This is a genomic window from Candidatus Poriferisodalis sp., from assembly GCF_965208485.1.
Lineage (GTDB): Bacteria > Actinomycetota > Acidimicrobiia > Acidimicrobiales > Poriferisodalaceae > Poriferisodalis.
This window is the reverse complement of sequence record NZ_OZ242344.1, coordinates 1,263,155-1,288,994: the sequence shown is the minus strand read 5'-3', so window position 1 is coordinate 1,288,994 and position 25,840 is coordinate 1,263,155. Positions and strand designations below refer to the sequence as shown.

Here is a 25,840-nt window from a genome sequence, read left to right as displayed (position 1 = left end):
GGACAGCCTCAACACGATGCCCCGAAAACTCCACAACCGGGCATCAGCCGCCGACATCTACACTCGACGTGCCCGGCCGGGCCGAGTCCAGCAACGACTTCACCGGTCCCCGAACGCCTTCGGTGCGCAGCGTCTCGAGCTGCTGGTCGGGGTCGATGTGGCTGAGGTCCACATTCAGGTTGCCGCTGAGGTGCGCGAGATCTGCCTCGAGCGAGAGCGTCTCGAGGCAGTCGGCGTGCTTGGCTTTCGCCTCAGCTTCGGTACCGCCCACGATGGTGGACAGGCCGGCGATGATCTTCACGTCGTCTGGTTGGCGGCCGGCCGCGACGACCCTGCGCTTGATGTCTTCAGCGATGCGTTCGAGACCCCGCGAGGCCGCCACCACGAAGACGCACTCGGCATGCTTGGCGGCGAAGTCCCGCCCTCGATCCGACGAGCCGGCCTGATAGATCACCGGCGTGCACTGCGGCGACGGCTCGGCCAGGTGCGGTCCCGCAACCGAGTAGTACGGGCCGTCGTGGTCGATCGGCCGAACGCCGGCCGGATCGGCATAGACACCGCGCTCGGTGTCGGCCGGCACCGCGCCGTCAGACCAGCTGCCCTCCCAGAGCTTGTAGCAGACGTCCAAGTAGTCCTCGGCCCGCTCGTAGCGAGTGTCGTGCTTCGGCAGCGCCTCGTAGCCGAGGCTCCGCGCGCCGTTCTGCAGGTACGACGTGACGACACTCCACGCCACTCGCCCGCCGGTGAGGTGATCGAGCGTGGTGATCTGGCGGGAGAACGTGAACGGGTGCGCTTGCAGCACGTTGCTGGTGAAGGCGAACCCGAGGTGCTCAGTGACCGTCGCCATGGCGGGGATCAGCAGCATCGGATCGTTGACGGGCACTTGCATGCCCTCGCGCAGCGAGGTGTCGGCACTGCCCCGGTAGGTGTCGTACAGCCCGATCACGTCGGCCAGGAAGACGGCGTCGAAGCAGCCCGTCTCGCAGATGCGGGCCAGCTCCAGCCACGGGTCCAGCGAGGTGTACTCCCGCTGGCGGGTGTCGTCGCGCACCCTCAGTCCCTGCTGGATGTGGCTGACACAGTTCATGGAGAACGCGTTCAGGATGATGCGCCGCCCGTCCGGCCCGTCTGCACCCGCGTCCGCCGCCGCAGGGTCAGTCTCGCACTGGCGGCTGCGCGCCGACCGACTGCTCAGCGAGCATTGGAACTCGGGGCCGTGAGGTAGTCGGCGACGATCTCGGCGGGATCGCCGGCGGCCCGGATGCGGCCTTCGCCCAGCCAGACCACCCGGTCGCAGAAGCGCCGGATCTCGTTCATGTTGTGGGTGACCAGCACCACCGACCCAGACGCTGAGCGCACGTCGTCGATGCGCTCAGCGGCGAGTCGCCGGAACTCCTCGTCGCCCACTGTCAGTGCCTCGTCGATCAGCAGGATCTCGGGAATGCGCGCGGTGGCGATGGCAAAGCGCAGCCGGGCGCGCATTCCCGAGGAATACGTCCGCATGGGCCGGTCGATGTCGGCCCGCAGACCGGCGAAGTCGATGATCTCGTCCATCCGGCGCTCGACTTCGGCACGGGTGAATCCCAGCGCCAATCCGCCGATCAGAATGTTGCGCCGCCCCGACAGCGCTGGCCGCAGCACCGACGACACCCCCAGCAGCGACGGCCGCGACCGGCCCCGGATGCTGCCCGAACGCAGCGGCAGCAGGCCGGTCATCGCTGCGAGCAGTGTCGACTTGCCCGCGCCATTCGGCCCGATCAGCCCGAGCGTCTCGTGCTCATGCAGATCGAGCGTCACGCCTTGGACTGCGGGAATCATGCGGTACTGACGGCGCATCCGGCCCCGGGCAAAGCCCTGCTTGAGGCCCATCGCTGGCTCCTCGAACACCCGGTAGCTGACGTGGGCGTCCCGCACCTCGACAGTGACGGTGTGGTCGCTCATGCGCCGAGCCTCTGCTCGGACCGGTGGAACACGAAGAAGCCGAGCGCTGGCATCACGATGCACCACGCCACGAGGCCCGCCACCACCCACAAATCCACTGGCTCGCCCAGCAGGCACCAGCGGGCGCAGGTGATCACGTCGTAGATCGGGTTGAGGGCGAAGGCCCGCCGCCATGCCGTGCTCTGCACGAACGCATCGACGCTGAAGATCACGCCCGAGCCGTAGAACAGCAGCCGGAACAGGTGCGGCAGGATCTGGCGCAGGTCGCGCATCGTCGTGCCGATGCGGGCCACCAGCAGCGCGACGCCGAAGTTAAAGGCGAACTGCGCCACCAGCACGGCCGGCAGCACCAGCCAGCGCAGCGTCGGCAGCTCGCCGGTGGCCAGCACCGCCAGCAACGCCAGCACCAACGCGGGCACGAACGCGGCGGTCTGTCCGTTCACGGACGCTGCGGGCAGCAGGATGCGTGGGAACTGGATTGATCTAATGAGGCCCAGGTTCTGGGTGATCGAGCCGGACGCTTCCAGCGTGACCCGCTGGGTGAGATGGAACAGCACGACGCCGACGATGAGGAAGCCCAGGAAGTTCCCGACGCCGCGCCGGGTGTCGATGATGACGCCGAACACCAAGAAGTAGACACCAACGAGAAGGGTCGGATTCACCAAGTGCCAGAGCTGGCCCAGCGTGGTGTCCATGTTCTGGGCCCGCAGGTCCTGGGCTGGCACCACAACGGCGAACTCTCGTCGCCGCCAGGCTTCCCGCAAGTACGCAAGCGTCGACGGCCGGGACGTCAGATCGATGAGCGGCCGTGCCGGTGCCGTGCCGTCTTCGTCGGCTGTGCTCGTCGTGCCGTCTTCGTCGGCTGTGCTCGTCGTGCCGTCTTCGTCGGCTGTGCTCGTCGTGCCGTCTTCGTCGGCCATGCGGGTCATCCTACGAAGGCCGTTCTGGGGCGACGGTGCGGGGCAGGGGCAGTCGACGGGGGCATACTCACGCGGCCGAGAGATGTCCGGTGCCGGATGTCTGACCGCAACGGACCGCCTGTGTTCACACTGCCGCCACACCGTCCCACGCCGCCGCCCGCCGACGTGCGGGGCAATGACTGGCGCTCGCTGGGAGTGGTGCCGCTGGATGTGTTCGAGCCGTTGTTGCCGGTGACGGTCGTGGTGCCCTACTACGAGGCGCCGCAGGCGCTGACGCTGACGCTGGCGGGGCTCGAGCGTCAGACGTACCCCTTGGACCTCTTCGAAGTCATCGTGGTGGACGACGGCTCTGATCCGCCCCTCGATCTGGCCGCGCTCGATCTGGCCGCGACGAGCCCGCTGAGCCTGAGGGTCGTCCATCAGGAAGACCGCGGCTTCGGCTTGGCCCGGGCGCGCAACAATGGCGCGCGTGCCGCTCAAGGCGATGTGCTGGTCTTCTTGGACTGCGACATGGTGCCTGAAGCCGGCTGGCTGGCCGCCCATGCCCGCTGGCACCACGCTGCCAGCGACCTGCTGACACTGGGATTCCGCAACCATGTCGACATGGCCGGCGTCAGCCCTGCCGACGTGCGCGACCGCCCCGACTCGCTCGCAGCCCTCTTCGCCGGGTGCGGGGTCCAGCGCCCGGAGTGGATCGAGCGTCGGATGGAAGCGACCGACGATCTGGCCTCCGACGCCGACGACGTCTTCCGGGCGGTGACCGGCGGCAACTTCGCCGTCTCGAAGGACTTCTTCGAGACGGCCGGCTGCTTTGACGAATCGTTCACGCAGTGGGGCTCAGAGGATGTGGAGTTCGGTTGGCGTGCCTACGCGCTGGGGGCTGTGCTGGTGCCCGAGCGTTCGGCGCTGTGCTGGCACCAGGGCGAAGGCGCAGTGCTGAGCGAGGACGAGACGATCAGCCTCGCCCAGCAGCGCGACAAGCTCTCGCACCTGATCCCCGACCGGCGGTTGCGCACCTCTCTACCCGGCCGCTCGTACACGGTCCCGCAATTCGTGGTCACCGTGGAGCCCGGGCATGCCGACGAACCCGAAGTACTCGACACCGTCGAGCAGGTGCTGGCCAGCGACAACCATGACCTTGTCGTGTGGGTGGACGAGCGACCCGGCGAGGACTTTGAACGGCTGCGCCGCCTGCTCGACCCCGACCCGCGAGTCAGCATGGGAGTCGCGGGCGGTGCAGCCCTCGCGCATCCAGCAGCCGCGTTTGTCGTGCGGGTACCCGCAGGTGCCCAGGTCCGCCCAAGGATGGTTGACCGCTTGCAGAACCAGCTCGGCGCCGCGGCATCTGGCGAGTCGGATCTTGCGTCAGGCCATCGAGTGCAGATCACCCGCAACTGGGTCGCTCACCGAGCCCGTCGGTCAAGCCGGCCGGTGGCCGAATTCGGCAGTGTGATCGAGCTGGACGTCGACAGCTTGCTGGTTACCCAGGAGGCCAAGCCGCAGGGTTGGCTCGCCGGCAAGCTGCACAGCCCGGCGAAATGGCTCTTGCGGTTGTGGGCCCGGATGCGCCGACACTTGGGAACGCTCGGAGCCGGGTTTCGCCGCATCCGTCACCCGAAGGATTTTGCCTCCTTCGTCGCGACCGTGGCCCGTGCTGTCGGCTGGCGGATGCGGAATCTCCGCTGGCTCGCACGCGGCATCCGCTGGCGGGTTCGCCGCCTCCGATTCGCCCTGCGCCGCATCCGCAGGCAGTGGCCCCGGCGTGCACGCAAGGCGATCAGGATCTGGCTCGGGTTGCAGGCTCGCAGCCAGCGCTACGTACAGCGCCTGGCCCGCTACCCGCTCGGTGCCAGCTTCGCTGCGGCCGGCCGTACTTCTTCGTCGGTGCTTGCTGCGTCGACCCGTGTGGCACCTCACATCGGCGACGGCGGCGACCATCACGTCGACGTGTTGCTGGCTGATTCGGATCGTGTGGCTGAGGCGGCGCTGTGCAAGAGCACTCTGGAACGCCCCCCGGTGGTCGCGGTGCTCGACAAACTGCCGCCGCAGCTCGGCGTTCAGGCGTTCAACCCTGAAGCTGTCAATCCGATCGGCTGGTCGGCTGCGTGCGAACTCGGCAGCACAAGCCTTCGCTCGATCCTGTCGCTCGGACGAGGCTCGGTGTTCAGCCTGCAGATCGGAGGCGAGCTGCTGGCCGGTCTTCGCTCCCACCACCACTTGGTGGACCGCGCCGCCGACCACCGGCTCGCTGCCGAGCGGGCCGGAGTTCTCGCCGCCCTCGCAGCAGCAGGCGTGCTGGTGCACATCGACGAACCCGATGCTGAGTTGGCGGCATGCCTGGGTTCGGAGCTCGTTGGGTTGATGAGCTCGGCTGAGGTGACCGAGGCCGATCCGCATCGCCGTGAGCAGCTCAGCATCGAGATGCGGCGCTGCGCTCTGCGCGACCACTCGTTGAGGAGCCGCGCCCGTCAGGTGCTGCGGGCCGCCGATCTCGTCGCGCCGATGCCTGAAGTCTCGATCCTGGCCCCCACTCGCCGCCCTGATCGCCTTTCCGATGTGGTGAGCATCGTCGCTGCGCAGACATATCCGCGCATCGAACTGGTGCTGGCACTGCACGGGGGCGGCTTCGGCGACGATGCGGAAATCGGGTCGTTGCTGGCAGCTTTGCCGGGACCCGCCCAAGTTGTGCGGGTCGACGGCACACAGAACCTCGGAGGCGTCCTGCGAGCAGCGGCCGATGTGGCCGGAGGCCAGCTCATCACCAAGATGGACGACGACGACTACTACGGCGCCGCCCACGTGCAGGATCTGGTGCTGGCCCATGAGTACTCACGGGCGGAACTCGTCGGGAAGTCAGCTGAGTACGTGTACTTGGAGCGTCTCGACAAGACCGTGCGCGACCAGAACCGCCAGAAGTTCTCTGAGAGCTACATCCCGTTCGTGGGCGTCTCGGGCGGCGTGCTGATGATCTCCCGGCACGACCTCGAGGCCGCCGGAGGCTGGCGCCGTGTGCCGAGGCGGGTCGACATCGCCTTGGCCCACGACGTCACGCTGGCCGGCGGGCGCATCTACTGGACCCACGGCGCCGGCTACCTGCGGGTGCGTCACGGCGACGAGCACACCTGGAATGTGGAGGACAGCCACTTCTTGGGCCGGGCCAGCGAGGTGCGCGACGGCTGCGACCTGCGCTTCGCGGGCGTCGAAGCGGCCTGAGGCGGCACTTCCTGTACTGCACTGCTTGTACGGCTGGGTATCAGCGTGCAGTACTGCCGAGGCTGGATGCGTCAGCAGCAGAACCAGTACTGCAGCCTGTCCTCCGAAGATGTCCGCGACATGCCCGAAGAGCTGGCCGCACTGTGCGGGTTCAGCCTGTACCGGGAGATCATGGGCCACATCGACGGCCCCGCCCCTGGCCGGTTCATCGGCGCCGAGGGCTTGGCCGAGACCGCGTGTGCGGCCCGGCTCAAGGCCATCGACGACGAGGGCGGACAAGTCGGCGGCATCGGCGCTGCCGATCCGGCTGCCTAACGCAAATCTGCGCAATCATGCCGATGTGTCCGGCATTTCTGCGCAAGTGACGCGCCGAGAGGCAAATCTGCGCAAATATGCCGTAGCTGCGGGTGCTGTGGCACCGGGCAGCGGTGCAGGTCACCGCAGCGGGAGGGAACAGCGACATGGAGCTACGCGACCGGGTAGCGATCATCACGGGCGGGGGCGGGGGCATTGGCTCCGCAACAGCACGACACTGGATGGCGGAGGGCGCTCGCCACATCGTCGTGGCTGACTACAACGCCGAGACTGCCCAAGCGGTTGCGGACGATCTGGGCTGCGAAGGCGTGGGTCTCGACGTCACTGACGAGGCGGCCGTCACTGACCTTGTCGAACGCACGCTGGAGGCGCATGGCCCCATCGATGTGTTCTTCTCCAACGCCGGCGCCGGCGCCGAAGGCGGCGTGGATGCTTCGAACGACGCATGGCAATCCCAGTGGGAGCTGCACGTGATGAGCCATGTGTACGCGGCCCGGGCGGTGCTGCCCTCGATGCTCGCTCGCGGCGAGGGCTACTTGGTGCATACCGCCAGCGCCGCCGGATTGCTGGCGGCCATGGGCTCAGCGCCCTACTCGGTCACCAAGGCCGCCTGCATCAAGCTGGCCGAGATGGAGTCGATTTTGCACGGCGACGACGGCATCCGGGTGTCGGTGCTGTGCCCCCAAGGCGTCAACACGGCCATGGCGCCGCAGCGGCTGGCCGACGGCGGCACCGACGGCATCGTCGAGCCCGAGTTCGTGGCACAGGTCATCACCGAGGCGATGGCCGAAGAGCGCTTTCTGATCCTGTCGCACCCAGAAGCGCAAACCTACGTCGAGCGCAAAGCGTCGGATCCCGACCGCTGGTTGCGTGGCATGCGCCGGCTGCGTCAGCGCTCCCTCGACCTCGAGGAAGGCGCCTGACCCGACGGGATCCCAAGCGGCGCGATGCGCCAAGCCGTAGCTTTGCCGCCATGGCTGATTCTGATGTCAAGGCTCTGACGGGCGGGATGGACCTGCCCGACTTCGAGACCACCGCGTTCACGGCGCCGCCGCCGCTGGCTGAGGCCAAGGTCGCGATAGTCACCTCGGCGTCGCTGCACCACCCAGACCAGGACGACTTCGCGCCGATGGACACCGGCTACCGGGTGCTCGACGGCAGCCGGCGCGACTACCTGTGCGGTCACTGGAGCCCCAACTTCGATGCCACCGGGATCGCACTCGACCTCAACACGGTGTTCCCGATCGACCGGCTGGACGAGCTGGCCGCTGACGGCACCATCGGGCAGGTCTCCGACATCCACCTGTCCTACGCCGGCAACCAGTTCGACCTGTCTGCGGTGCGCATGGACTCCGGGCCGGCGGGTGCGCAGTTCCTGCGTGCCCGCGAGGTGGACGTGGTGCTGTTCACACCCGTCTGACCGCTGTGCACGCGTACCGTGAGTACGCTCGCCCACGTCTTCGAGGCCGAGGGAATCGCGACCGTTGCGCTGGGTTCCATCGGCGCCCACATCCAAGGCACCGCCCCGCCGCGAGGGCTGTGGTGCGAGTTCCCGCTGGGACGGCCGCTGGGCAAGCCCAACGACGCAGATTTCCAGCATCGGGTGCTGGCGCACGCCTTCGGCCTGCTCGACAGCGACCGTCCGGTGGTGGAGAAATTCGCGGAGACGATCGACGATGACGGCGCTGCAATGTCGTGCGAGTTGCCGCCGCGCCACGATCCCAGCCTGCATCCGGCGGTGGACGAGGCGAACGGTCTGCGGCAGGCCTATGACCGCGCTGTGGCCAAGCTGGGCAACCGCACTGGCGCCGGGCGCGTCGTGGCCCCCGAGGACATCGGCGCCGCGGTGCAGTCGTTCGTCAACGTCGCGGAGGGCACGCCGTGGAAGGAAGCCGGTATCCCGGGCATCCCGGCACGGGTTGCTCAGGACATCCGCGGCTACTACGAGACGGCGGCACTCGCGCTCGCCGAGCACGCTCCTGCTGCGTGGGCGGGCGCTCGCTGGTTCTTCACCTCCACCGAGGCTGGACGCACCATCATGGCGGCGCGCAAGGCCATGGCAGACGCCGGCGAGAAGCAGCCCATCTGGTTCTACATCGCGCCCGGCGACATGTAGTGACGCCTCAGCAGCCCGTCGCTGCGGCATCCGATCCTCGAGAGAACCCGGCCTGTGAATCCGCTGCTCGCCCAGCCGGCTCGCGGCTGGAGCATTGCCGTAGCGCAGCCGTTCCACGGCTGGCGCGTGGCGTGGGCCGGGTTCGGGGTGCTGTTCATCGTCTACGGCCTGCAGTTCAGCTACGGCACTTTCGAGGGTGCGATCAGCGCCGATACGGGCTGGTCCCCGACATGGTTGCAGCTCGCCTACGCCCTGTACATCCTGGCGTACAGCGCAGTGAGCGTCTGGAGCGGGCAGCTCACTGATCGCGTGGGACCCCGCCGGGTCATCGCCACCGGAGCAGTGCTGCTGGCCGCGGGCTATCTCGTGCTGTCGGCGGCTCCCCATCTGGCCGTGGTGTTCATCGGCTTGGCGGTGATCGCACCGCTGGGGATGTCGTCGTCGTGGGTGCCGGCAAACGCCACCGTGGTGCGCTGGTTCACCCAGCGACGAGGCCTGGCGACCGGCATCGTCGGCGCCGGCGGCAGCGCCGGCGGCATCGTCGCGCCGCCCATTGCTGCGTGGCTCGTCTCGCAGTTCGGCTGGCGCACAGCGGTCGCCGTCATGGCGGTGGTGGGCGGCGTGTTCATGGCCGCAACCGCGCTGCTGTTCGTGCGCGATCCCGAATCGGTCGGTCAGCGGCCCGACGGGCGCCCAGACGACCCGGCTCCCGATTGGCCCGGCAGTCCTATCGACACCGAAGATCCGGCTAGCGCGTGGACTGCCGCTCAGGCGTGGCGCACGCCGGTGTTCTGGCTCATCTTCGGGATGTTCGCCCTGACCTTCGTGGTGGTGTTCGTGCCGTTCGCGCACGGCGTCCAATACGCACGCAGCCTCGGGTTCTCGCTGGGCTGGTCGGCCGGAGTGATCAGCTCGATCGGCGTCGGCGGGCTTGTCGGAAGGATCGTGACCGGTCCGCTGTCGGACCGCATCGACCGCCGCCGGGCAGTGATGCTGGCGCTGGCAGTCGAGACACTCTCGTTTGCCGGCATCGCGAGCGCGGACGGGCTGCCGTTGCTGTACGCCTCGGCTGTTGCGTTCGGGCTGTCCTACGGCGGGAGCGTGGCTGTCTTTCCGGCGCTCGTGGCCGACTACTTCGGACGCACCCACGCCGGGGCCATCGTGGGACGCTTCTTCGCCACGGCGGGATCGTTCGCCGCCGTCGGCCCCTATGCCGCCCAGCTGCTGCTGGACGCCACGGGCGGCTACGGCTGGACGTTCTCGTTTGCCGCGGTCGCCAATGCCTGCGCCCTGGGACTGGCGTTCACGCTGCCAAGACCGGGCTTGCTGGCCGAGCGCACGACGGCGCGGCAAGCGGGCTGAGCCGGGAACACCCCAATTCTGAGCACGCTCGTCTCACCGGCGGCCCGCGGGGCTGACGGGTAGCCTCCCGTGCGGGCCGCATCGCCGCCGAGGGGGACTCCATGGCACTGGCAGACTTCAAGCTCGAAGATCGTTTCGACCGGGTCGAGGGCGATGTCGCCATGTCGGGCGTGCAGGCGCTGCTGCGCGTGCTGCTCGACCAACTCCGCGCCGATCGCCGCGATGGCCTCAACAACGCCGCCATGGTCTCCGGTTACCGCGGCTCACCATTGGGTGGCATCGACTCGCTCATGCTCGGCAACGCCGAAGAGCTCAAGGCGAACAACATCGTCTTCGAGCCCGGCCTCAACGAGGACCTCGGCGCCACCATCGTGTGGGGCAGCCAGCTTTCGAACCGGAACTTCCAAGGTCGCTACGACGGCGTGCTGGGCATGTGGTACGGCAAGGCCCCCGGGGTCGACCGGTCCGGCGATGCCATCAAGCACGCGAATGTCTGCGGTGTCGACCCCAAGGGCGGCGTGCTGCTGGTCGCCGGCGATGATCCCGCCTCGAAATCCTCCACACTGGCCTCGGAGTCCGAGCCGGTGCTGATCCACTACCAGACGCCGATCCTGTACCCAGGCTCGGTGCAGGAAGTCATCGACTACGGCCGCTGGGGCTACGAGCTCTCCCGTTACAGCGGTTTCTGGGCAGCGCTGAAGATCGTCACGAACGTGGCCGACGGCTACGCCACTACCCAGGTGGGCCCAGGCCGGGTCTCGGCCACCCGGCCTGCGTTCGAGTGGGAAGGCAAGCCGTGGGCACACACCCAGCAGGACGCCCTGTTCGGCCCGAACGCGGTCCGCATGGAGCTGGAGATCCACGAGGGTCGGCTCGTGGCCACCGACAGATTCGTGGCCGCCAACAAGCTCAACGTCCAGACCCTCCCCACCCGCGACGCACGGATCGGACTTGTCGCAGCTGGCAAGACTTACTACGACCTGCGCGAAGCACTCGACCGGATGGGTCTCGACGACATCGAGCTCGAGCGGCGCGGCGTGCGCATCTGGAAGCCCGCCGTGGTGTGGCCGCTCGAACCCACCAGCCTGCGCGAGTTTGCAGACGGCCTCGACACCATCGTGGCCGTCGAGGAAAAGCGCTCGATCATCGAGGCGCTCATCAAGGAGAACCTCTACGGCCTGTCCAACACGCCGGTCGTGCTCGGCAAGCGCGACGCGCAGGGCGGCTTCTGGTTCCCCGGCCACGGCGAGATGGACGCCGATCTCATCGCTCGCAAGATCCGGCCGTTCCTCGTCGACCGGCTCGGTCCCGAGGGCATCGGCCCGGCGGTTCCCGAGCGGGTCACGATCCCGCTCGCCGTCACGACGTCCAAGGGAGCGAAGGCCTCAGGCCGTACCCCCGGCTTCTGCTCGGGCTGCCCGCACAATCGCTCCACCTGGGTGCCGGAGGGCTCCGAGGCGGGCGGGGGCATCGGTTGTCACGGCATGGCCGCCATGACGCCCACCCGCAACGTCCGCGGCACTACTCAGATGGGCGGCGAGGGCTGCCAGTGGGTGGGGGCTGCGCCGTTCGTCACCATGGAGCATCGCTTTCAGAACATCGGCGACGGCACGTATCACCACTCGGGCTCGCTGGCCCTGCGCCAGGCAGTGGCTGCTGGCACCAACGTCACATACAAGATCCTCTACAACGGCGCGGTTGCCATGACCGGCGGTCAGGATGTGGACGGCGGCATGGCCGTGCCGGAGCTGACCCGCTCGGTGCACGCCGAGGGCGTTGCCAAGGTGATGGTGGTCACCGACGACCCGAAGAAGTATCCCGCCGACGCAGAGTTCGCTCCCGACACCGAGGTCTGGCATCGCGACCGCATGGATGAGGCACAGCGGCTGCTGCGGGACATCGGGGGCTGCACCGTGCTGATCTACGACCAAGCGTGCGCCGCCGAGCTTCGCCGCGACCGCAAGCGCGGCAAGGTGGCCGAGCCCACGATGCGGGTCTTCATCAACGAAGCGGTCTGCGAAGGCTGCGGCGACTGCGGCGAGAAGTCGAGCTGCTTGAGCGTCCAGCCCATCGAGACCGAGTTCGGTCGCAAGACCCAGATCCATCAGTCCTCGTGCAACAAGGATTTCACCTGCCTCGACGGCGATTGCCCGGCGTTCATCGAAGTCGTGCCCGCCGGCAAGGTGCCCACCAAGGCCACCGTGGCCGTCGAGCACATCGGCGATGACCTGCCCGAGCCCGACCGGATCGACGAGGGCAACATCCTGATGATGGGCATCGGCGGCACCGGCGTGGTGACCGTCAACCAGATGCTGGCCACAGCAGCGCTGCTCGATGGCAAGGTGGCGAACGGCCTCGACCAGACCGGTCTCGCTCAGAAGGGCGGTCCGGTGCTGTCGAACCTCAAGGTCCGGCGCTTCGACGCCGAGAGCAACGGCAGCGCAGACTTGGGCGATGAGGCGAACAAGGTCGGCGTCGGCGAGGCCGATGCCTACATCGTGTTCGACCTGCTCACCGGTACCAACCCGATGAACCTCGACAAGGCGCTGGCGGGCCGCTCGGTGGCGGTCGTGTCGTCGTCGAAGGTGCCAACCACCGCCATGGTGCGCGACACCGGGGCCGAGTTCCCCGAGTGGACGGCCTTCCAGCGGGTGCTCGACGAGGCGACCACGCCTGAGCGCAACGTCTACTTCGACGCGGGCACGCTGTCGGACAGCCTGTTCCGCTCGCACATGCCGGCCAACGTGCTGGTGGTGGGCGCGGCGTACCAGGCCGGCGTCGTCCCGATCAGCGCCGCCGCCATCGAGCGGGCCATCGAGCTGAACGGCGTTGCGGTCGAGATGAACACCCAAGCGTTCCGTGTGGGCCGCAAGCTGGTGCTCGATCCCGACTTCATCTCGGGGCTCAATATCGAGCGGGTCGGCAAGGTCAAGCGTGAGACCGGACCGTCCGGCCGTGAGCAGGACCTCATCGACACGGTGCCGGAGAAGTCCGAGGAGTTGGCACGGCTGCTGCGTGTCCGGGTGCCCGACTTGGTCGGCTACCAGAACCACGCCTACGCCAAGGCGTATGCCGAGTTCGTGGCCAAGGTGCGCGAGGTCGAGGCCGGGGCCAGCGCCGAAACGGCGCTCAGCGAGGCCGTGGCTCGCTACCTCTACAAGCTGATGGCGTACAAGGACGAGTACGAGGTGGCTCGCCTGCATCGCAACAAGGCTTTCAAGGAGGCCGTGCGCGAGCAGTTCGGCGACAAGACCGAAGTCACCTACAAGCTGCATCCACCGTTCATGCGCCGCATGGGTGTCGACCGCAAGATCGGCCTGGGACGCTCCGGCGACGCGGCGTTCGCGCTGCTGGCCCGCATGAAGGGCCTGCGGGGCGGTGCGCTCGACCTGTTCGGCCGCACCGCCCATCGGAAGATGGAGCGTGAGCTGATCGACGAGTACCGCGGGATGATCGAACGGGCGCTCGACACGCTCAGCGGCGGCGACGAAACGGCGTACGCCCGGGCGGTCGAAATTGCCCAGCTTCCCGACATCATCCGCGGCTACGAGGACATCAAGGAAGCCAACGTCGAGCGATTCCGGGTCCGCGCCGCCGAACTCGGCGCCTGAGCCTCGCCCTTTCGTGGGCTGGTTCGACGACCTGGCATCGCTGGAAGCGTGGTCCAAGTCGCACTCCACGCACCTGGCCATCTTCCACTCGTTCCTCTCCACCGTGCACCTGCTGGGGCGCCCGCCCAAGCTGCGGCTGTGGCATGAGGTCTCGGTGCTGCCCGAAGGCGGCGTGGAGTTGGTGCGCTCGGAGCTGTCTCCGCTGGCCGACTTGCTCACCTGACACGGCAAGGACCGGGCCCCTCACGCCCTGTTCCGTTCTGGCGGGAGCCGCGGGGGTCCGGAGGTGGGGCCTGCTCGGCCTTCCTAGGCTGTGACGCCGTGAGTGATGGCGGTCCGATGTCGAAGCCCTTGGCGGGCCTTGACATCGCGTCCTCGGTGCTGGAACTCGTCGGCGGCACACCGTTGGTGCGACTCGGCCGGGTGGCACCGCATATCAAGACCCCAGTGGTGGCGAAGCTCGAGACCGCCAACCCTGGAGGCTCGGTGAAGGATCGAGCCGCGATCGCCATGATCGACGCCGCCGAAGCCGACGGATTGCTGCAGCCCGGTGATGTCATCGTCGAGCCCACCTCGGGCAACACCGGCGTCGGCTTGGCGGTCGTCGCAGCCCAGCGGGGGTACCGCTGCATCTTCGTCTGCACCGACAAGGTCGCCCCCGAGAAGGTGGCGCTCCTGCGGGCCTACGGCGCCGAAGTGGTCGTGTGCCCTGCCAAGGTCGCTCCCGACGACTCGCGCTCGTACTACTCCACCGCAGCGCGCCTCAAGACTGAGACACCCCGGGCCTTCTCGCCTGATCAGTACTCGAACCAGAAAAACCCGCGGGCGCACTACGAGACCACGGGACCCGAGATCTGGACGCAGACCGGCGGAAAGGTGACGCACTTCGTGGCCGGCGCCGGCACCGGCGGGACAGTCAGCGGTGTCGGGAGGTTTCTGAAGGAGCAGAACCCGGCCATCGAGGTCATCGTGGCCGATCCGCCCGAATCGGTCTACGGGGGCGGCGACGGCAGCCCGTATCTCGTGGAGGGCATCGGCGAGGACTTCTGGCCGACCACATACCACGCCAAGTTTGTCGATCGGGTCATCCCGGTGACCGATGCCGACTCGTTCGCGATGGCCCGCCGGGTGACGCGGCGAGAGGGCCTGCTGACCGGCGGATCGGGCGGGACGGCCGTGACCGGCGCGTTCCGCATCGCGGCCGAGCTCGATGCAGCGGGTCGGGCAGGCGAGTCACTCGTGGTCACGCTGATCCCCGACTCGGGCCGCCTCTACCTCAGCCGCGTCTTCGACGATGACTGGCTGGATTCGCGTGGCCTGCCCACGGACGACGACGTGGATCTCAGCCCGCCCGACGCTGGGAGGACCGGCTGATGCTGGGCGGCGACCCGCAGGTCTCGGGCTTCGAGGATCCCGACGAGTACGGCTTCGAGACTCGCGCTATCCGGGCAGGCCAGCCGCACGATCCCTACACGGGTGCGGTGGTCACGCCGATCTCGCTGGCCACCACCTTTGCCCAGGAAGCGGTCGGCCAGCCTCGCCACGGCTACGAGTACGGCCGCACCGGCAATCCCACACGTCACGCCTACCAAGTCTGTGTGGCGTCGCTGGAGGGCGCCCGCCACGGGTTTGCCTTCGCGAGCGGCTTGGCGGCATCCGATGCGCTGCTGCGGGTGCTGCGCCCTGGCGACAGCCTGCTCCTCGGCGACGATGCCTACGGCGGCACGTTCCGGCTCATCGACAAGGTGTTCGGCAACTCGGGCGTGGCGATGAGCGCAGTCGATCTCACCTCCCCGGACAAGATCCGCGACGCGTGGACGCCCAGCACTGCCATGGTGTGGCTGGAGACGCCCACCAACCCGCTGCTGACCGTGTTCGACATTGAGGCCATCTGTGCCATCACCCACGATCTGGGCGGCATCGTGGTGGTCGACAACACGTTCGCCACGCCGTATCTGCAGCAGCCGATCGCCCTCGGTGCGGATGCCGTGGTGCACTCGGCCACCAAGTACCTGGGCGGTCACAGTGATGTGGTCGGCGGCTTCGTGGCAACCGACGACGACGAGCTGGCGGCGCACCTGGTGTTCACGCAGAACGCCGTCGGTGCCGTGCCCAGCCCGTTCGACTGCTACCTGACGCTGCGGGGAGTCAAGACCCTCGGTGTGCGCATGGATCGTCACGGCGCGAGCGCGCAGGCTGTCGTCGAGTTCCTCGACGCACACCCTGCGGTGCGCTCGGTGCTGTACCCGGGACTGCCCGATCACCTCGGGCACGACATCGCCTGCCGCCAGATGAGCGGCTTCGGCGGCATGGTGTCGTTCCGCCTCCATGGCGGGCGTGCTGCCGCCGAACGCGTGGTCGAATCCACGGAGGTGTTCACCTTGGCCGAGTCGCTGGGGGCGGTCGAATCGCTGATCGAGCATCCCGGGGCCATGACCCATGCATCGGCCGCCGGTTCAGCGCTGGAAGTCCCCGACGACCTCGTGCGCCTGTCCGTCGGGCTGGAGACTGTCGACGACCTGCTGGACGACCTCGGCGCTGCGCTCGACGCCGCGTAGTTTTTGGCGGGCCAGCGCCGTGCCGGCGAAGATGCGCGGAGTCGGGCAAGCCTGTGCAGGATTGCCGTTGGCTGCGATGTGTGTGCAGCGGTGCCGCGGTCTGGGGCTGGCGGCTTGCCGATCGGGACCCCGAAGAGGCCGATGCGAGTCGGGCCGACCTGCGACATGCAATGATGTGCAGGTCAGCCCGTCAAGCGCCCATGACGATGCCCTACGGGGTCAGGGAGGGAAGTGATGGAAGGCGACGCAGCAGGCAATATCGCCTGGATTTTGACGGCGGCAGCGCTTGTGCTGTTCATGGTGCCGGGCTTGGCGCTGTTCTACGGCGGCATGGTGCGGGCCAAGAACGCGCTGAACATGCTCAACATGAACATGTGGTGCCTCGGCATCGTGCCGGTGATCTGGGTGCTCGTCGGCTACAGCCTCGCGGCGGGCGAGAGCGGCCTGCCGATCATCGGCGACTTCTCGCTGATGGGCATGGCCGGCATTCACGACGCCGAGACGCTGGCGACGTTCGCGTTCCTGATGACGTTCGCTGCCATCACCCCTGCGCTCATCTCGGGCGCCGTTGCGGACCGCATGAAGTTCTCGGCCTGGATGGTGTTCGTGCCGGTGTGGTCGCTGTTGGTGTACGCGCCGGTCGTGTACTGGGTGTACGGCGCCGATGGCTGGATCGAAGGCCTGCCAGCGCTCGACTTCGCCGGCGGCACTGCGATCCACGTGAATGCGGGCGCGGCTGCCATGGCCTTGGCGGTCGTCGTCGGCCGACGCTCCGGCTGGCCCGACAACCGGCCGGTTCCCCACAACGTTCCGTTCGTCATGCTGGGTGCGGGCATCCTGTGGTTCGGCTGGTTCGGCTTCAACGCAGGCTCGGCTCTCGCTGCCGACGGCGCCGCGGCGCAGGCCTTTGTCAACACGTTCATTGCTGCTGCTGCGGGCATGGTGGGCTGGGGGTTCGTCGAGTACGCACGGCACCAGCGGGTGTCCACGATCGGGATTGCTTCGGGCATCGTGGCGGCGCTGGTGGCCATCACGCCGGCGGCGGGATACGTGGGTTCGATGCACTCGCTGGCCTTTGGAGCGATCGCCGGGGTGGTCTGCTTCTTCGCCATCGAAGCCAAGTTCCGGGTCGGTTTCGACGACAGCCTCGACGTCGTCGGCATCCACTGGGTCGGCGGTGCCGTCGGCGGCGTCCTGCTCGGATTCTTCGCCGATGCCTCGGCGGTCCCGGGCGGCGACTTCATCGACGGCGTGTTCTTCGGCGGCGGAGTGCTGCTGTGGAATCAGATCCTGTCGATTGCCGTGGTCACCGCCTACTCGTTCGCGGCCACGTGGATCATCGCCATGGCCATCAAGTGGACCATGGGCATCCGTGTCTCGGCCGAAGTCGAGATGGCCGGCATCGACGTCAGCGACCACGGCGAGGCGGCGTACCAGATCGAGTAGCCGCATGACCCGGACCGACGACTTGGCTGCCTCGGCCGGATCGGTGATGTGCTTTGTGCCTTGGTCGACGATGCGACATCCGTCCGCTTCTTCACTGGGCTCGCGAGGCGCGGCGAGTAGCTGGCTCGAAGCGGCCGCGCTGGCCTAGAGGGCGAGGTACAGACGGCGACGGTGGAGGACGCCGACGATCAGCGTCACGATGACCAGCAGCACAGCGGTGTACGCGAGGTGCACAGCGGGTTCGCCGAACGGCAGGACGTCTTGGAGCAGGCGTTCCTGGATGGAGCGGTCGCCGAGGCGGACGCGGCGTGCGGTCTGCAGCAGGAAGCGCTCTGCCAGGAACACGATGAGGGCATTGCGGCCGAGGGCGATGAACGGCCAGGCTGCGCGCGGCGGGCCGCTGTTGCTGCTCGCGCGCTGCGTGGCATCGACCAGCAGGTAGACGATGCAGAAGACCGCCAGTGCCGTGCCGGCAGCGAGCAGGACGAACGCCGGGGTCAGCAGGCGCTTGTTGGCGGGCAGCCACTGGGCGGCGACGAGTCCGCCGGCGAAGCACAGTGCCGCGAGGGCGGCGACGCGGGCGACGGTCTGGGTGTGGCTCGCCCGGCCGTGACGCTGCAGCAGGACGCCGGCTGCGAACCCGTACAGAACGAGCGCCGACGAGGCGATCGAGGTCACGATGCCTTCGGGATCCCAGCCGGCTTGCCCTGCGCGGTAGACATGGCTGTCCCCCAGCAGGGCAGTGTCGATGCCGAGGTAGGGGCTGCAGCGCCCGGCCGGGTCACAGGAGGCGACGTCGAGGCCCACGCCGTACAGCAGTGTGATGGCGGTGGCCAGCGCCACGATCCACCAGGTCTTCTGACCGCCGCCCAGTGCCCTGCCTGCGAGCGCGGCCGCCGCGGCGACCGCTCCGGCGATGCCGATCATCTGCAGGACGCCGGTGAAGCGGAGCTCACCCAGGTCGAACCAGCTGTCGCCGTAGGCGTTGTAGACGAGTCCGGCAACGATCAGGAGCACGAGGCGGCGGATGAGCCGGACATAGGTGGTGCTGGCGGGACGTCCTGACTCGGCAGTCCGTGGGCGCAGCAGGAACGACAGGCTGAGTCCGCTGGTGACCAGAAACGTGGGAAACAGCCAATCCGAGGCGGTCAGGCCGTCCCATTCGGCGTGGCGTAGCCAAGCGTAGCCAGCGGCGCTCGTGGCCGGCGTGAACAGCATGAGCGCCAGAACCGCGCCCCGAAAGGTGTCTACCGACGCAAAGCGGGTGTGACGGGCCGCGTCGATGCTGCTCACCGGTGCGACGCTACTTCTGGCCGGATCAGAGGAGATGGGACCCGGCCTTTTGGTCATGGCCGGCCGGGCCGGATGGGGTGAGACCCGGCTCCTTGCTCGTGACTGGGCTCATGGCCGGCCGAATCGGACCCGGAAGGTCTGGCGGCGGTGGAACAGCTCGCCCTGGCCGTCGTAATCGCCCGGCCAGTAGCCGGGATCGTCGCTCCACAGCCAGCCGTAGTGGACGACGTGCGCGCCGACGCGGGTGTCACCCAAGGTGGCGAAGGCATGGTCGAACTGGTGCGGGGACACCCGGGCGACCGGCGATGCGTCGGGGTCGGAGGCGCAGGTCGCGGCCGATTGGCGACCCATGCCGAAGCCGGTGATCCACAGGGCTTCGTACACAGCCTGGTGGTCGCCGTGCTCGTAGATGAAGCAATCCGGATGGCTGAGATTCCAGTAGCTGGCGCCGATCAGATGGTGGTTCGGCAGCGATGCGTCGATGCCGAGAGCGGCCCGGTTGTCGCGCACCGTCGTGATGGCCCACTCGACTTCTTCGATGGTGAGGTCGCCGTCGCCGAGATTGAACCAGACCACCGCGCCGGTGGGGGCTGTCCAGACTTGGGCCGTGCGGTCCTCGATGCAGTCGGCTGCGTCGGATGTGCCTGTGGCGTCGTGGCGGCAGATCGTGTGCCCGTGCGCTTCGAAAGGGCCTTGCGTGTCGGCGTTGGCGTAGGCGGCAGGCAGGCCGCTGTCGACGGTGGCCATGTCTGTCATGAAGTCGAAGAAGGCACGCTGGCGGGCTTGCTCGCACGACGGCGTCCAGCGGCCAGCCGGCTCGGGTGTGGGCGGCGCTTCGCCCGTTCCGGCGTCGTAGCCCGGCGAGCCGCAGAAGGCGGTCTGCTCGCCTCTGGTCAGCACGATGAACACTTTGTATGCGTCGGGCGTGTTCTCGATGAGCGACCAAGCTTGGATTTCGTCGTCGGGATGGGGGACGACGATGTAGGCGACCTTGTCGGGCGCATCGGGCGCGTCGGGCGGTTCGGACAAGTCGGGCGACTCTGTCCCAGTGCAGCCGAGCAGGAGCAACGCCATGAGCCATGTCGGCAACTGCTTCATCGGGGATTTCACGCCAGCCTGCTCACAGTGACATACAACGTAGGCACGAAGCGGGCAGATGATCGAAGCGCGGAGAGATGACAATCCTGTCCGACGAGTGCCCGTTGCCCGGATTCCCTTGCGAAGGCTCCACAACCTCCCGAGCTTGCGCAAACCCAGGACGAATCAGTGAGAGATCAGTCTTGGAAAGCGCAATCGTCGTATTGCGAGCGCGTGCGGGCTGCTGCCCGACCCGGCGGCCCAGGCGTTAGCTTGCCGCCGTGACTGCAGCAGAAGCATCGGCGTCCGGCGAAGAGAACTGCGACGACCCAATTCCTGATGCGACAGCTGTGGTGGCCTCCGACACCGAGGTACGCCAGTTCGAGCAGCAGCGCTGGATGCGCCCGCCTGGTGCCACCGAGGTGCTGCTGGTACGCCATGGCGCCTCCCAGGCGTTCATTCCGGGCGCGCCGTTTCCGATGCTGGACGGCCAGGGCGACCCTGCGCTGGCCCCCAAGGGCCATGCTCAGGCTGCGGCCATGGCTCACCGGTTGGCCCACGAGCCGATCGACGCGCTGTTCGTGTCGTCGCTGCAGCGGACCCAGCAGACGTTTGCGCCGCTGGCCGAGCGATTGGGCATGACCCCCACCGTTGAGCCGGACCTGCGCGAAGTCGCCTTGGGCGAATGGGATGGCGGCCTCATCCGCCAGCACGCCGCAGACAACCACCCGCTCTATGAGCGGCTGCACACCGAGCGACGCTGGGACGTCATTCCTGGCGCCGAGTCGAACGAGCAGCTCGTCGGGCGCTGCATGGGCGCGCTGGACCGCATCGCCGACGCCCATCCCGACCAGATCGTGGCGGCATGCGTGCATGGGGGGGTGATCGGCGCAGTGCTGGCACACATCACCGGATCGACGCCCTTCTCGTTCGGAGGCTCGGACAACTGCTCGGTGACCCAGGTGGTGCGCTGCGACGGCGACTGGGTGCTGCGCCGGTTCAACGACTGCTCGCACCTCGACGACCACCTGCATCACGCCTGAGAATCGACCAACTGTCCCGAAACCGCCAGATTCACCGGATCCCTGCGCGTCCGGGGTTGCCAGCAGAAGCCATGGGGTTCGAAGATGAACCGCCTCTTCGTGCCGATTGCGGCGCTCGCGTTCGTTGCCGCTGCCTGCAGCGACACCGAATCGGATTCGCCCCGGTCACCACCGTCGCCGATGCCGTCACCACGACGACTGCGCAGGCGGCCGCACCTGCCACGACAGCATCTGCCGTTGCCGCCATCAAGGCGCCGGCCACCACGCATGCGCCGGCATCGACAATGACCGAGGCGCCTCGGGCCGAACCGGCCGCAGGCGACTTGGTCTCGGACGGACCGGTCGACGCCGGCGATCTGGACGGATGGCGCATCACGTATCTCTCGACTGGTGTCGGGGGCGACCCGGTCGAGGTGAGTGGGCTGGTCTTCGCTCCGCCCTGATGTTCCACGGCAACGACCGTCCTGCCGTCACAGACCACGAATCCGCTGGAGGCGTCAAGCTCGCCCCACCTCTCGCTGCGCCCCGTTTCGACGAAGCCCGCCGCCCGAAGCCGCCCCGACCGCAGCCGCAGCCGCATGGAACGGCAACGGCGACGGCGATGCGGCGATGTAGCGATGCGGCGATGTAGCGATGCGGCGATGTAGTTGAACAGTGCCCCGAGCACGAGTCTCAGGCGTCGGCGTAGGCCGTGATCACGTCCCGGCTGAAGTCATCGAACTTGGAACGGGCCATCGGGTACACCACCAGCCGGCTGACGCCGATGGCGGCGACCTGCTCGATCCACTCGTGCGTCGCCGGCCCCATGGTGGTGAACTCGATGTTCTCGGGATCCCGGCCGGCGGCCTCGGCACAACGCTTGGCGTGCTGGTAGAGCATCGACATCTCTTCGAGATCGCCCGATACGGGAAAGAAGCCGTCGCCGTGCTCGCCCGCACGCCGAGCGGCGCGCTTGCTGTCGCCGCCCACGATGATCGGCACCGGGCCGACAGGCTGCGGCCGGCAATAGACCCGGTCGAAGGCGACGTGCTTGCCCTTGTAGGTGCAGACGTCGTCGCGCCACAGCGACTGGTAGGCCTCGAGGTGCTCATCGGTGATGTCGCCGCGATCGGCGAACGACACGCCCAGCGCGTCGAACTCCTCTTCCATCCATCCGGCGCCGATGCCCAGCAGCACTCGACCGCCCGCGAGGCGGTCGAGCGTGGCCACGGCCTTCGCTGTGACGGCGAAGTTGCGCTGGGGGACGATCAGGATGCCGGTGCCCAGCTTGATCTCGGAGGTCACCGATGCCACGAATGCCATCCACATCAGCGGGTCGGGAATGTCGATGTCATCCCGCTTGCCAGGCATCTTGCCGTCTTCGGCATACGGATAGGGCGTCTGGTATCCCTCCGGCACCACCACATGCTCGACAGTCCACAGCGACTCGAAGCCTGCTGCCTCGGCTTCTTGTGCATACGCAACGGCAGTCGCACCGTCCACCTGCGGTCCAGTATTCGCCAGTGTCATGCCGAACTTCACAGCGCCCTCCTGTCGATCTCTCGCCGACGCGTCGCGATGTCGAGGCGCACCGCTCGCCACCGGCGTCGGCACGACCCTAGTTCGGGGATGCAGAAATCTCTCGGAAGTCGATGAGGCAGCTCCTGTTCAGCACTGCTGAGCGAGCTTGACGGCCTACGCTGCGGGAATGCGAAAGATCCGGGTTCTGTCGCTCGCAATCGTGCTCTGTGGGACCGCGTGCGGCGGCGCTGAAGATGATCCGCCTCCTGCGACCGAAGCGGCTGTGCCTACCGCCGTTGCCACAACAGATGCCCCGCCGCCTACGACGGCGTCGCCGCCAGCGACCACTGATGCGCCGCCGCGCTCCACCGCAGCCATGCCGCTCACCACGACCGAGGCGCCGCCCACCACGACGGCGCCGCCGCCCATCACGACCGAGGCGCCTGCGAGTGCCGCGCTGCCCGGCGCCGTGGAGGGCGCCTTGCTGGAGGGCCAGACACCCGAAGGCTTCGACACGCTGCAGACCGTCTCGAACATCCCGCGGTCCGAGACCTGTCCCGGGACACCGGCCTACGGCGGTATCGGCCCGGTGGCATATTCCGAATCTGTGTGGGCCAGAGATCCGCTGACGGGACCCTTCCTCGATGTCTCCATCACCCGGTTCGAATCGGCCGAAGCGGCTTCGGAGGCCTTCAACAGCTACCGCACCGAGGTGGTCGCCTGCGGTGAGTTCCCCGAGCCATCGACCGGTGCGATCGGTTCGTTCAGTTACGGCGAGAATCCCGGTCTCGGCGACGAGTCGTTCGGCACTGACTACACGGCCACCTTCCAAGGGTTGCCCGTCAACCGCTATGGCGTTCTCGTACGCGTCGGCGACTCGATGTACAGCTCGGGCGCGACCCATGTCTTCGTGGATCCTGACAAGGCCATCGTGCTGGAGGCGCTGAACACCTTCCTCGGACAGTAGCCGGATCCGATGGCCGGTCGATTGTCCTGACTCGGAACTGAGATGCCGGGGCGCCGCTCGCCGACGTTGGACTACAGCGGGGAGCAGCTGCGCGGCGACATCTTCGGCGGGCTGACGGCGGCGGTGGTCATGCTGCCGCTCTCACTGGCATTCGGCGTGGCTTCAGGCCTCGGCGCGATCGCCGGTCTCTATGGTGCCGTGGCGGTCGGTTTGATCGCCGCAATGTTCGGCGGTACGAGGACGCAGATCTCAGGGCCGACGGCACCGTTGTCGGTGGCGATGTCGGTGATCGTGATCGACTACGCCGGCGGTGACACCTCCAAGGCCTTGGCGATTGTGGTGCTCGCGGGGCTGGTGCAAGTTCTGCTGGGCCTGCTGCGTCTCGGCAGCTTCGTGGCCTATACGCCGTATCCGGTGGTGTCAGGATTCACTTCCGCCGTCGGGTTGATCATCATCGTGGTCCAGCTGATCCCGTTGCTCGGGCACGAGGTCGCACTCGGCGGGGTGTCAGCCTCCATTCGAGCGCTGCCCGATGCCATCGGGGATGTCGGGCTCGACGCCCTGGCGCTCGGCGTTCTCACCATCGGCGTGTGTCTGTTCTGGCCACGGAGCCTGCGCCGGGCATTGCCGTCGTCGGTTGCAGCGCTGGGAGTGGGCACGTTGGTCAGCGTGCTGTGGATCAGCAATGTCGCGGTCGTCGGCGACGTCGGCGATGTGCCCTCGGGACTGCCCAAACCGCAGCTGCCCTCGTTCGGCTGGGGGGATGTCGGCGGGGCCTTGGCGCCCGCCGTCACGCTCGCGCTGCTCGGCTCGGTCAACAGCCTGCTGACCGCCATGGTCGCCGATTCGATGACACGCGATCAGCATCGCCCCAACCGCGAACTGATCGGGGTAGGGGCCGCCAACGTCTTCGCTGCGTTCATCGGTGCTGTGCCCGGTGCGGGGGCGACGTCGGCAACCGTCGCCAACGTCAAGGCGGGCGGCCGCACGCAGGTCTCAGGCGTGCTCTGCGCGCTGGTGCTCGGTGCGCTGGTCCTCGGCTTGGGGCGCTTTGCCGAAGTCATCCCTCATGCGGTGCTCGCCGGCATCCTCATCAAGATCGGGTTCGACATCGTCGATTGGCAGTACATCACTCGAGTGCGCCGGACTCAGCTCGATCAGTACGGCGTGATGGCACTCACCCTGACCCTGTCGATCGTGTCGGATCTGGTCATCGCCGTCGGCGCTGGCCTGATTGCTGCAGCAATGACGGGCGCCCGGCAATTCGAGCGGCTCGAGCTGGACAATGTGGTGTCCACACCCTTGCTCGACATGACGTTCTTGAACGTCCCCGAGTCCGGCGACGGCGATGACGGCCCGCCCAGCTTCGACCTCGACGGCCCCGATCCGTTCGCTGCCCGCACCGGCCTGCTGTCATTGCGAGGCACCTACACCGCCGCATCGTCGATCAAGCTGTTCAACACCATCAACCACGATGTGGAGGAGCACGAGGTGGTGATCTTCGACTTCACCGACACCCGCCATATGGACGACAGCGCCGCTTTCATGGTCGGTCAACTGGTCGATGTGGCCTTGGACTCGGGAGCGAAGTGCATCGTGATGGGACTCGAAGAGTCTCAGGCAGTGGGCATCAAGGAGCTGAACGTGCTGCGCAGCGTCCCCGAAGACCACTTCGTCGCAGATCTCGACGGCGCCCGTGTCGTGGCCCGCCGCCTGCTCGACGGCGACCCTGACGAGGCTTAGGCGCCGGCTTTCTTCTTCGCGTCCGCCTTGGCAGCTCGACGGGCCGCCACCTTGGCCCGGTGCGCGAGCGTGCGGTCGATGTAGGGAGCGATGTCCGGCGTCTTGCAGCCGGTCTCCCCATGGTCGACTTGGGTCGGGCCGAGCCGACCGGCAGTTTCGAGCACCATCCGGCGCACACCCTCGTCGCGCAGACCGATTGCGATGAGCGCGCCGTTCATCTCGTGACGAACCCGGTTGGGCCGTTCGCCGATCTCAGCTTCGATCTCAGTCACCAGGGCACGCAGATCGCCGGTGGACCAGAGGTCGGCCTGCTCGGCGGTGCAGGCCACGATGAACCATCCCACCGACGCCGGCCACTCCGAAGGCGAATCACGCCACTCGTCGCTGAGCTCCCGAGCCTTCGGCGACTGCGCCAGCAGCCCGCCCAGCCCCTCGGCCAGGATGTAGTTGTCGACGTCGCGCAGCCAGCGGCGGGCTCGCGTCTTGGACACGGCCGAAGCATCGGCGAGGCGCAGCGCCAGCACGCGTGCGTCGTGGTTGCCGCTGTCCCACAGCTCCGCCGCGAGCGAGTGATCGGTCTTCAGCGGCTTGGCGATGCGACCGAGATCCTTGTAGCTGACGCCGAACATGGGCACAGCCGCGCCATGGCGGGCGTACACCTTGCGGTTCTGCGCTGTGCCGGCGAGCTCCAGCTGCGCCATCACATCCTGCAGCGTCGACATGGCGCCAGATCCT

At 67.8% G+C, this 25,840-nt stretch carries 22 protein-coding genes; 15 read left to right on the top strand and 7 right to left on the bottom strand.

Features of this window, described 5'->3' with window-relative positions; genetic code table 11:
- Positions 1-43: 43 nt before the first annotated feature.
- From ACOGXQ_RS05785 to ACOGXQ_RS05775, 3 genes are all read right to left on the bottom strand, one after another.
- Positions 44-1,087 (bottom strand): NtaA/DmoA family FMN-dependent monooxygenase, encoded by a 1,044-nt coding sequence (locus tag ACOGXQ_RS05785; RefSeq protein ID WP_419946480.1) that lies wholly within the window; start codon positions 1,085-1,087, stop codon positions 44-46.
- Between the two features lie 104 nt (positions 1,088-1,191).
- Complete coding sequence (locus ACOGXQ_RS05780) at positions 1,192-1,941, bottom strand: ABC transporter ATP-binding protein (RefSeq protein ID WP_419946479.1); 750 nt, start codon at positions 1,939-1,941, stop codon at positions 1,192-1,194.
- Complete coding sequence (locus ACOGXQ_RS05775) at positions 1,938-2,861, bottom strand: ABC transporter permease (RefSeq protein WP_419946478.1); 924 nt, start codon at positions 2,859-2,861, stop codon at positions 1,938-1,940. The genes ACOGXQ_RS05780 and ACOGXQ_RS05775 overlap by 4 nt, the downstream gene beginning before the upstream one ends.
- A 120-nt stretch (positions 2,862-2,981) precedes the next feature.
- Between ACOGXQ_RS05775 and ACOGXQ_RS05770 the strand changes: the two genes are divergently transcribed.
- The 11 genes from ACOGXQ_RS05770 to ACOGXQ_RS05720 all read left to right on the top strand — a co-directional run bounded on the left by ACOGXQ_RS05770 (position 2,982) and on the right by ACOGXQ_RS05720 (position 17,482).
- Complete coding sequence (locus ACOGXQ_RS05770) at positions 2,982-6,074, top strand: glycosyltransferase family 2 protein (protein WP_419946477.1); 3,093 nt, start codon at positions 2,982-2,984, stop codon at positions 6,072-6,074.
- Positions 6,075-6,119: 45 nt separating this feature from the next.
- Entirely contained in the window at positions 6,120-6,389 is a 270-nt protein-coding gene (locus ACOGXQ_RS05765; protein WP_419946476.1) for a hypothetical protein, read from the top strand.
- 146 nt (positions 6,390-6,535) lie between these two features.
- Positions 6,536-7,312, top strand: coding sequence for an SDR family NAD(P)-dependent oxidoreductase (locus ACOGXQ_RS05760; protein WP_419946475.1), 777 nt, complete (start codon positions 6,536-6,538; stop codon positions 7,310-7,312).
- A 50-nt stretch (positions 7,313-7,362) separates the two neighbouring features.
- Complete coding sequence (locus tag ACOGXQ_RS05755; protein ID WP_419946474.1) at positions 7,363-7,809, top strand: glycine/sarcosine/betaine reductase selenoprotein B family protein; 447 nt, start codon at positions 7,363-7,365, stop codon at positions 7,807-7,809.
- An 18-nt stretch (positions 7,810-7,827) separates the two neighbouring features.
- Complete coding sequence (locus ACOGXQ_RS05750) at positions 7,828-8,505, top strand: hypothetical protein (RefSeq protein ID WP_419946473.1); 678 nt, start codon at positions 7,828-7,830, stop codon at positions 8,503-8,505.
- Positions 8,506-8,559: 54 nt separating this feature from the next.
- Complete coding sequence (locus tag ACOGXQ_RS05745) at positions 8,560-9,867, top strand: MFS transporter (RefSeq protein WP_419946472.1); 1,308 nt, start codon at positions 8,560-8,562, stop codon at positions 9,865-9,867.
- 101 nt (positions 9,868-9,968) lie between these two features.
- Entirely contained in the window at positions 9,969-13,478 is a 3,510-nt protein-coding gene (locus tag ACOGXQ_RS05740; RefSeq protein ID WP_419946471.1) for an indolepyruvate ferredoxin oxidoreductase family protein, read from the top strand.
- Positions 13,479-13,491: 13 nt separating this feature from the next.
- Positions 13,492-13,701, top strand: coding sequence for a phenylacetaldoxime dehydratase family protein (locus ACOGXQ_RS05735; protein WP_419946470.1), 210 nt, complete (start codon positions 13,492-13,494; stop codon positions 13,699-13,701).
- 98 nt (positions 13,702-13,799) lie between these two features.
- Entirely contained in the window at positions 13,800-14,852 is a 1,053-nt protein-coding gene (locus ACOGXQ_RS05730; protein ID WP_419946469.1) for a PLP-dependent cysteine synthase family protein, read from the top strand.
- A complete protein-coding gene (locus tag ACOGXQ_RS05725) occupies positions 14,852-16,036 on the top strand; it encodes a cystathionine gamma-synthase (RefSeq protein ID WP_419946468.1) in 1,185 nt (394 codons plus the stop codon). The genes ACOGXQ_RS05730 and ACOGXQ_RS05725 overlap by 1 nt, the downstream gene beginning before the upstream one ends.
- A 234-nt stretch (positions 16,037-16,270) precedes the next feature.
- A complete protein-coding gene (locus tag ACOGXQ_RS05720; protein WP_419946467.1) occupies positions 16,271-17,482 on the top strand; it encodes an ammonium transporter in 1,212 nt (403 codons plus the stop codon).
- A 144-nt stretch (positions 17,483-17,626) separates the two neighbouring features.
- On the opposite strand, the gene ACOGXQ_RS05715 is transcribed toward ACOGXQ_RS05720, so the two are convergent.
- Both ACOGXQ_RS05715 and ACOGXQ_RS05710 read right to left on the bottom strand, forming a co-directional pair.
- Entirely contained in the window at positions 17,627-18,775 is a 1,149-nt protein-coding gene (locus ACOGXQ_RS05715) for a hypothetical protein (RefSeq protein ID WP_419946466.1), read from the bottom strand.
- 108 nt (positions 18,776-18,883) lie between these two features.
- On the bottom strand, positions 18,884-19,885 hold the full coding sequence (locus ACOGXQ_RS05710; protein ID WP_419946465.1) for a hypothetical protein: 1,002 nt from the start codon (positions 19,883-19,885) through the stop codon (positions 18,884-18,886).
- A 365-nt stretch (positions 19,886-20,250) separates the two neighbouring features.
- On the opposite strand from ACOGXQ_RS05710, the gene ACOGXQ_RS05705 reads away from it, so the two are divergent.
- Together ACOGXQ_RS05705 and ACOGXQ_RS05700 are read left to right on the top strand one after the other, a co-directional pair.
- Positions 20,251-20,895 carry a histidine phosphatase family protein gene (locus ACOGXQ_RS05705; RefSeq protein ID WP_419947345.1) on the top strand — a complete coding sequence of 215 codons (645 nt, stop codon included), beginning with the start codon at positions 20,251-20,253 and terminating at the stop codon, positions 20,893-20,895.
- A gap of 71 nt (positions 20,896-20,966) precedes the next feature.
- Positions 20,967-21,338 carry a hypothetical protein gene (locus ACOGXQ_RS05700; protein ID WP_419946464.1) on the top strand — a complete coding sequence of 124 codons (372 nt, stop codon included), beginning with the start codon at positions 20,967-20,969 and terminating at the stop codon, positions 21,336-21,338.
- 229 nt (positions 21,339-21,567) lie between these two features.
- Here ACOGXQ_RS05700 and ACOGXQ_RS05695 read toward each other — a convergent pair whose 3' ends face one another.
- Positions 21,568-22,416 carry an LLM class F420-dependent oxidoreductase gene (locus ACOGXQ_RS05695; RefSeq protein ID WP_419946463.1) on the bottom strand — a complete coding sequence of 283 codons (849 nt, stop codon included), beginning with the start codon at positions 22,414-22,416 and terminating at the stop codon, positions 21,568-21,570.
- Between the two features lie 166 nt (positions 22,417-22,582).
- Here ACOGXQ_RS05695 and ACOGXQ_RS05690 point away from each other — a divergent pair, with 166 nt between their 5' ends.
- Together ACOGXQ_RS05690 and ACOGXQ_RS05685 are read left to right on the top strand one after the other, a co-directional pair.
- Complete coding sequence (locus tag ACOGXQ_RS05690) at positions 22,583-23,362, top strand: hypothetical protein (protein WP_419946462.1); 780 nt, start codon at positions 22,583-22,585, stop codon at positions 23,360-23,362.
- 42 nt (positions 23,363-23,404) lie between these two features.
- On the top strand, positions 23,405-25,105 hold the full coding sequence (locus ACOGXQ_RS05685) for a SulP family inorganic anion transporter (protein ID WP_419946461.1): 1,701 nt from the start codon (positions 23,405-23,407) through the stop codon (positions 25,103-25,105).
- Here the strand turns inward: ACOGXQ_RS05685 and ACOGXQ_RS05680 are convergent.
- On the bottom strand, positions 25,102-25,827 hold the full coding sequence (locus ACOGXQ_RS05680; protein ID WP_419946460.1) for a DNA alkylation repair protein: 726 nt from the start codon (positions 25,825-25,827) through the stop codon (positions 25,102-25,104). The two genes, ACOGXQ_RS05685 and ACOGXQ_RS05680, sit on opposite strands and share 4 nt — an antisense overlap.
- Between the last annotated feature and the right edge of the window lie 13 nt (positions 25,828-25,840).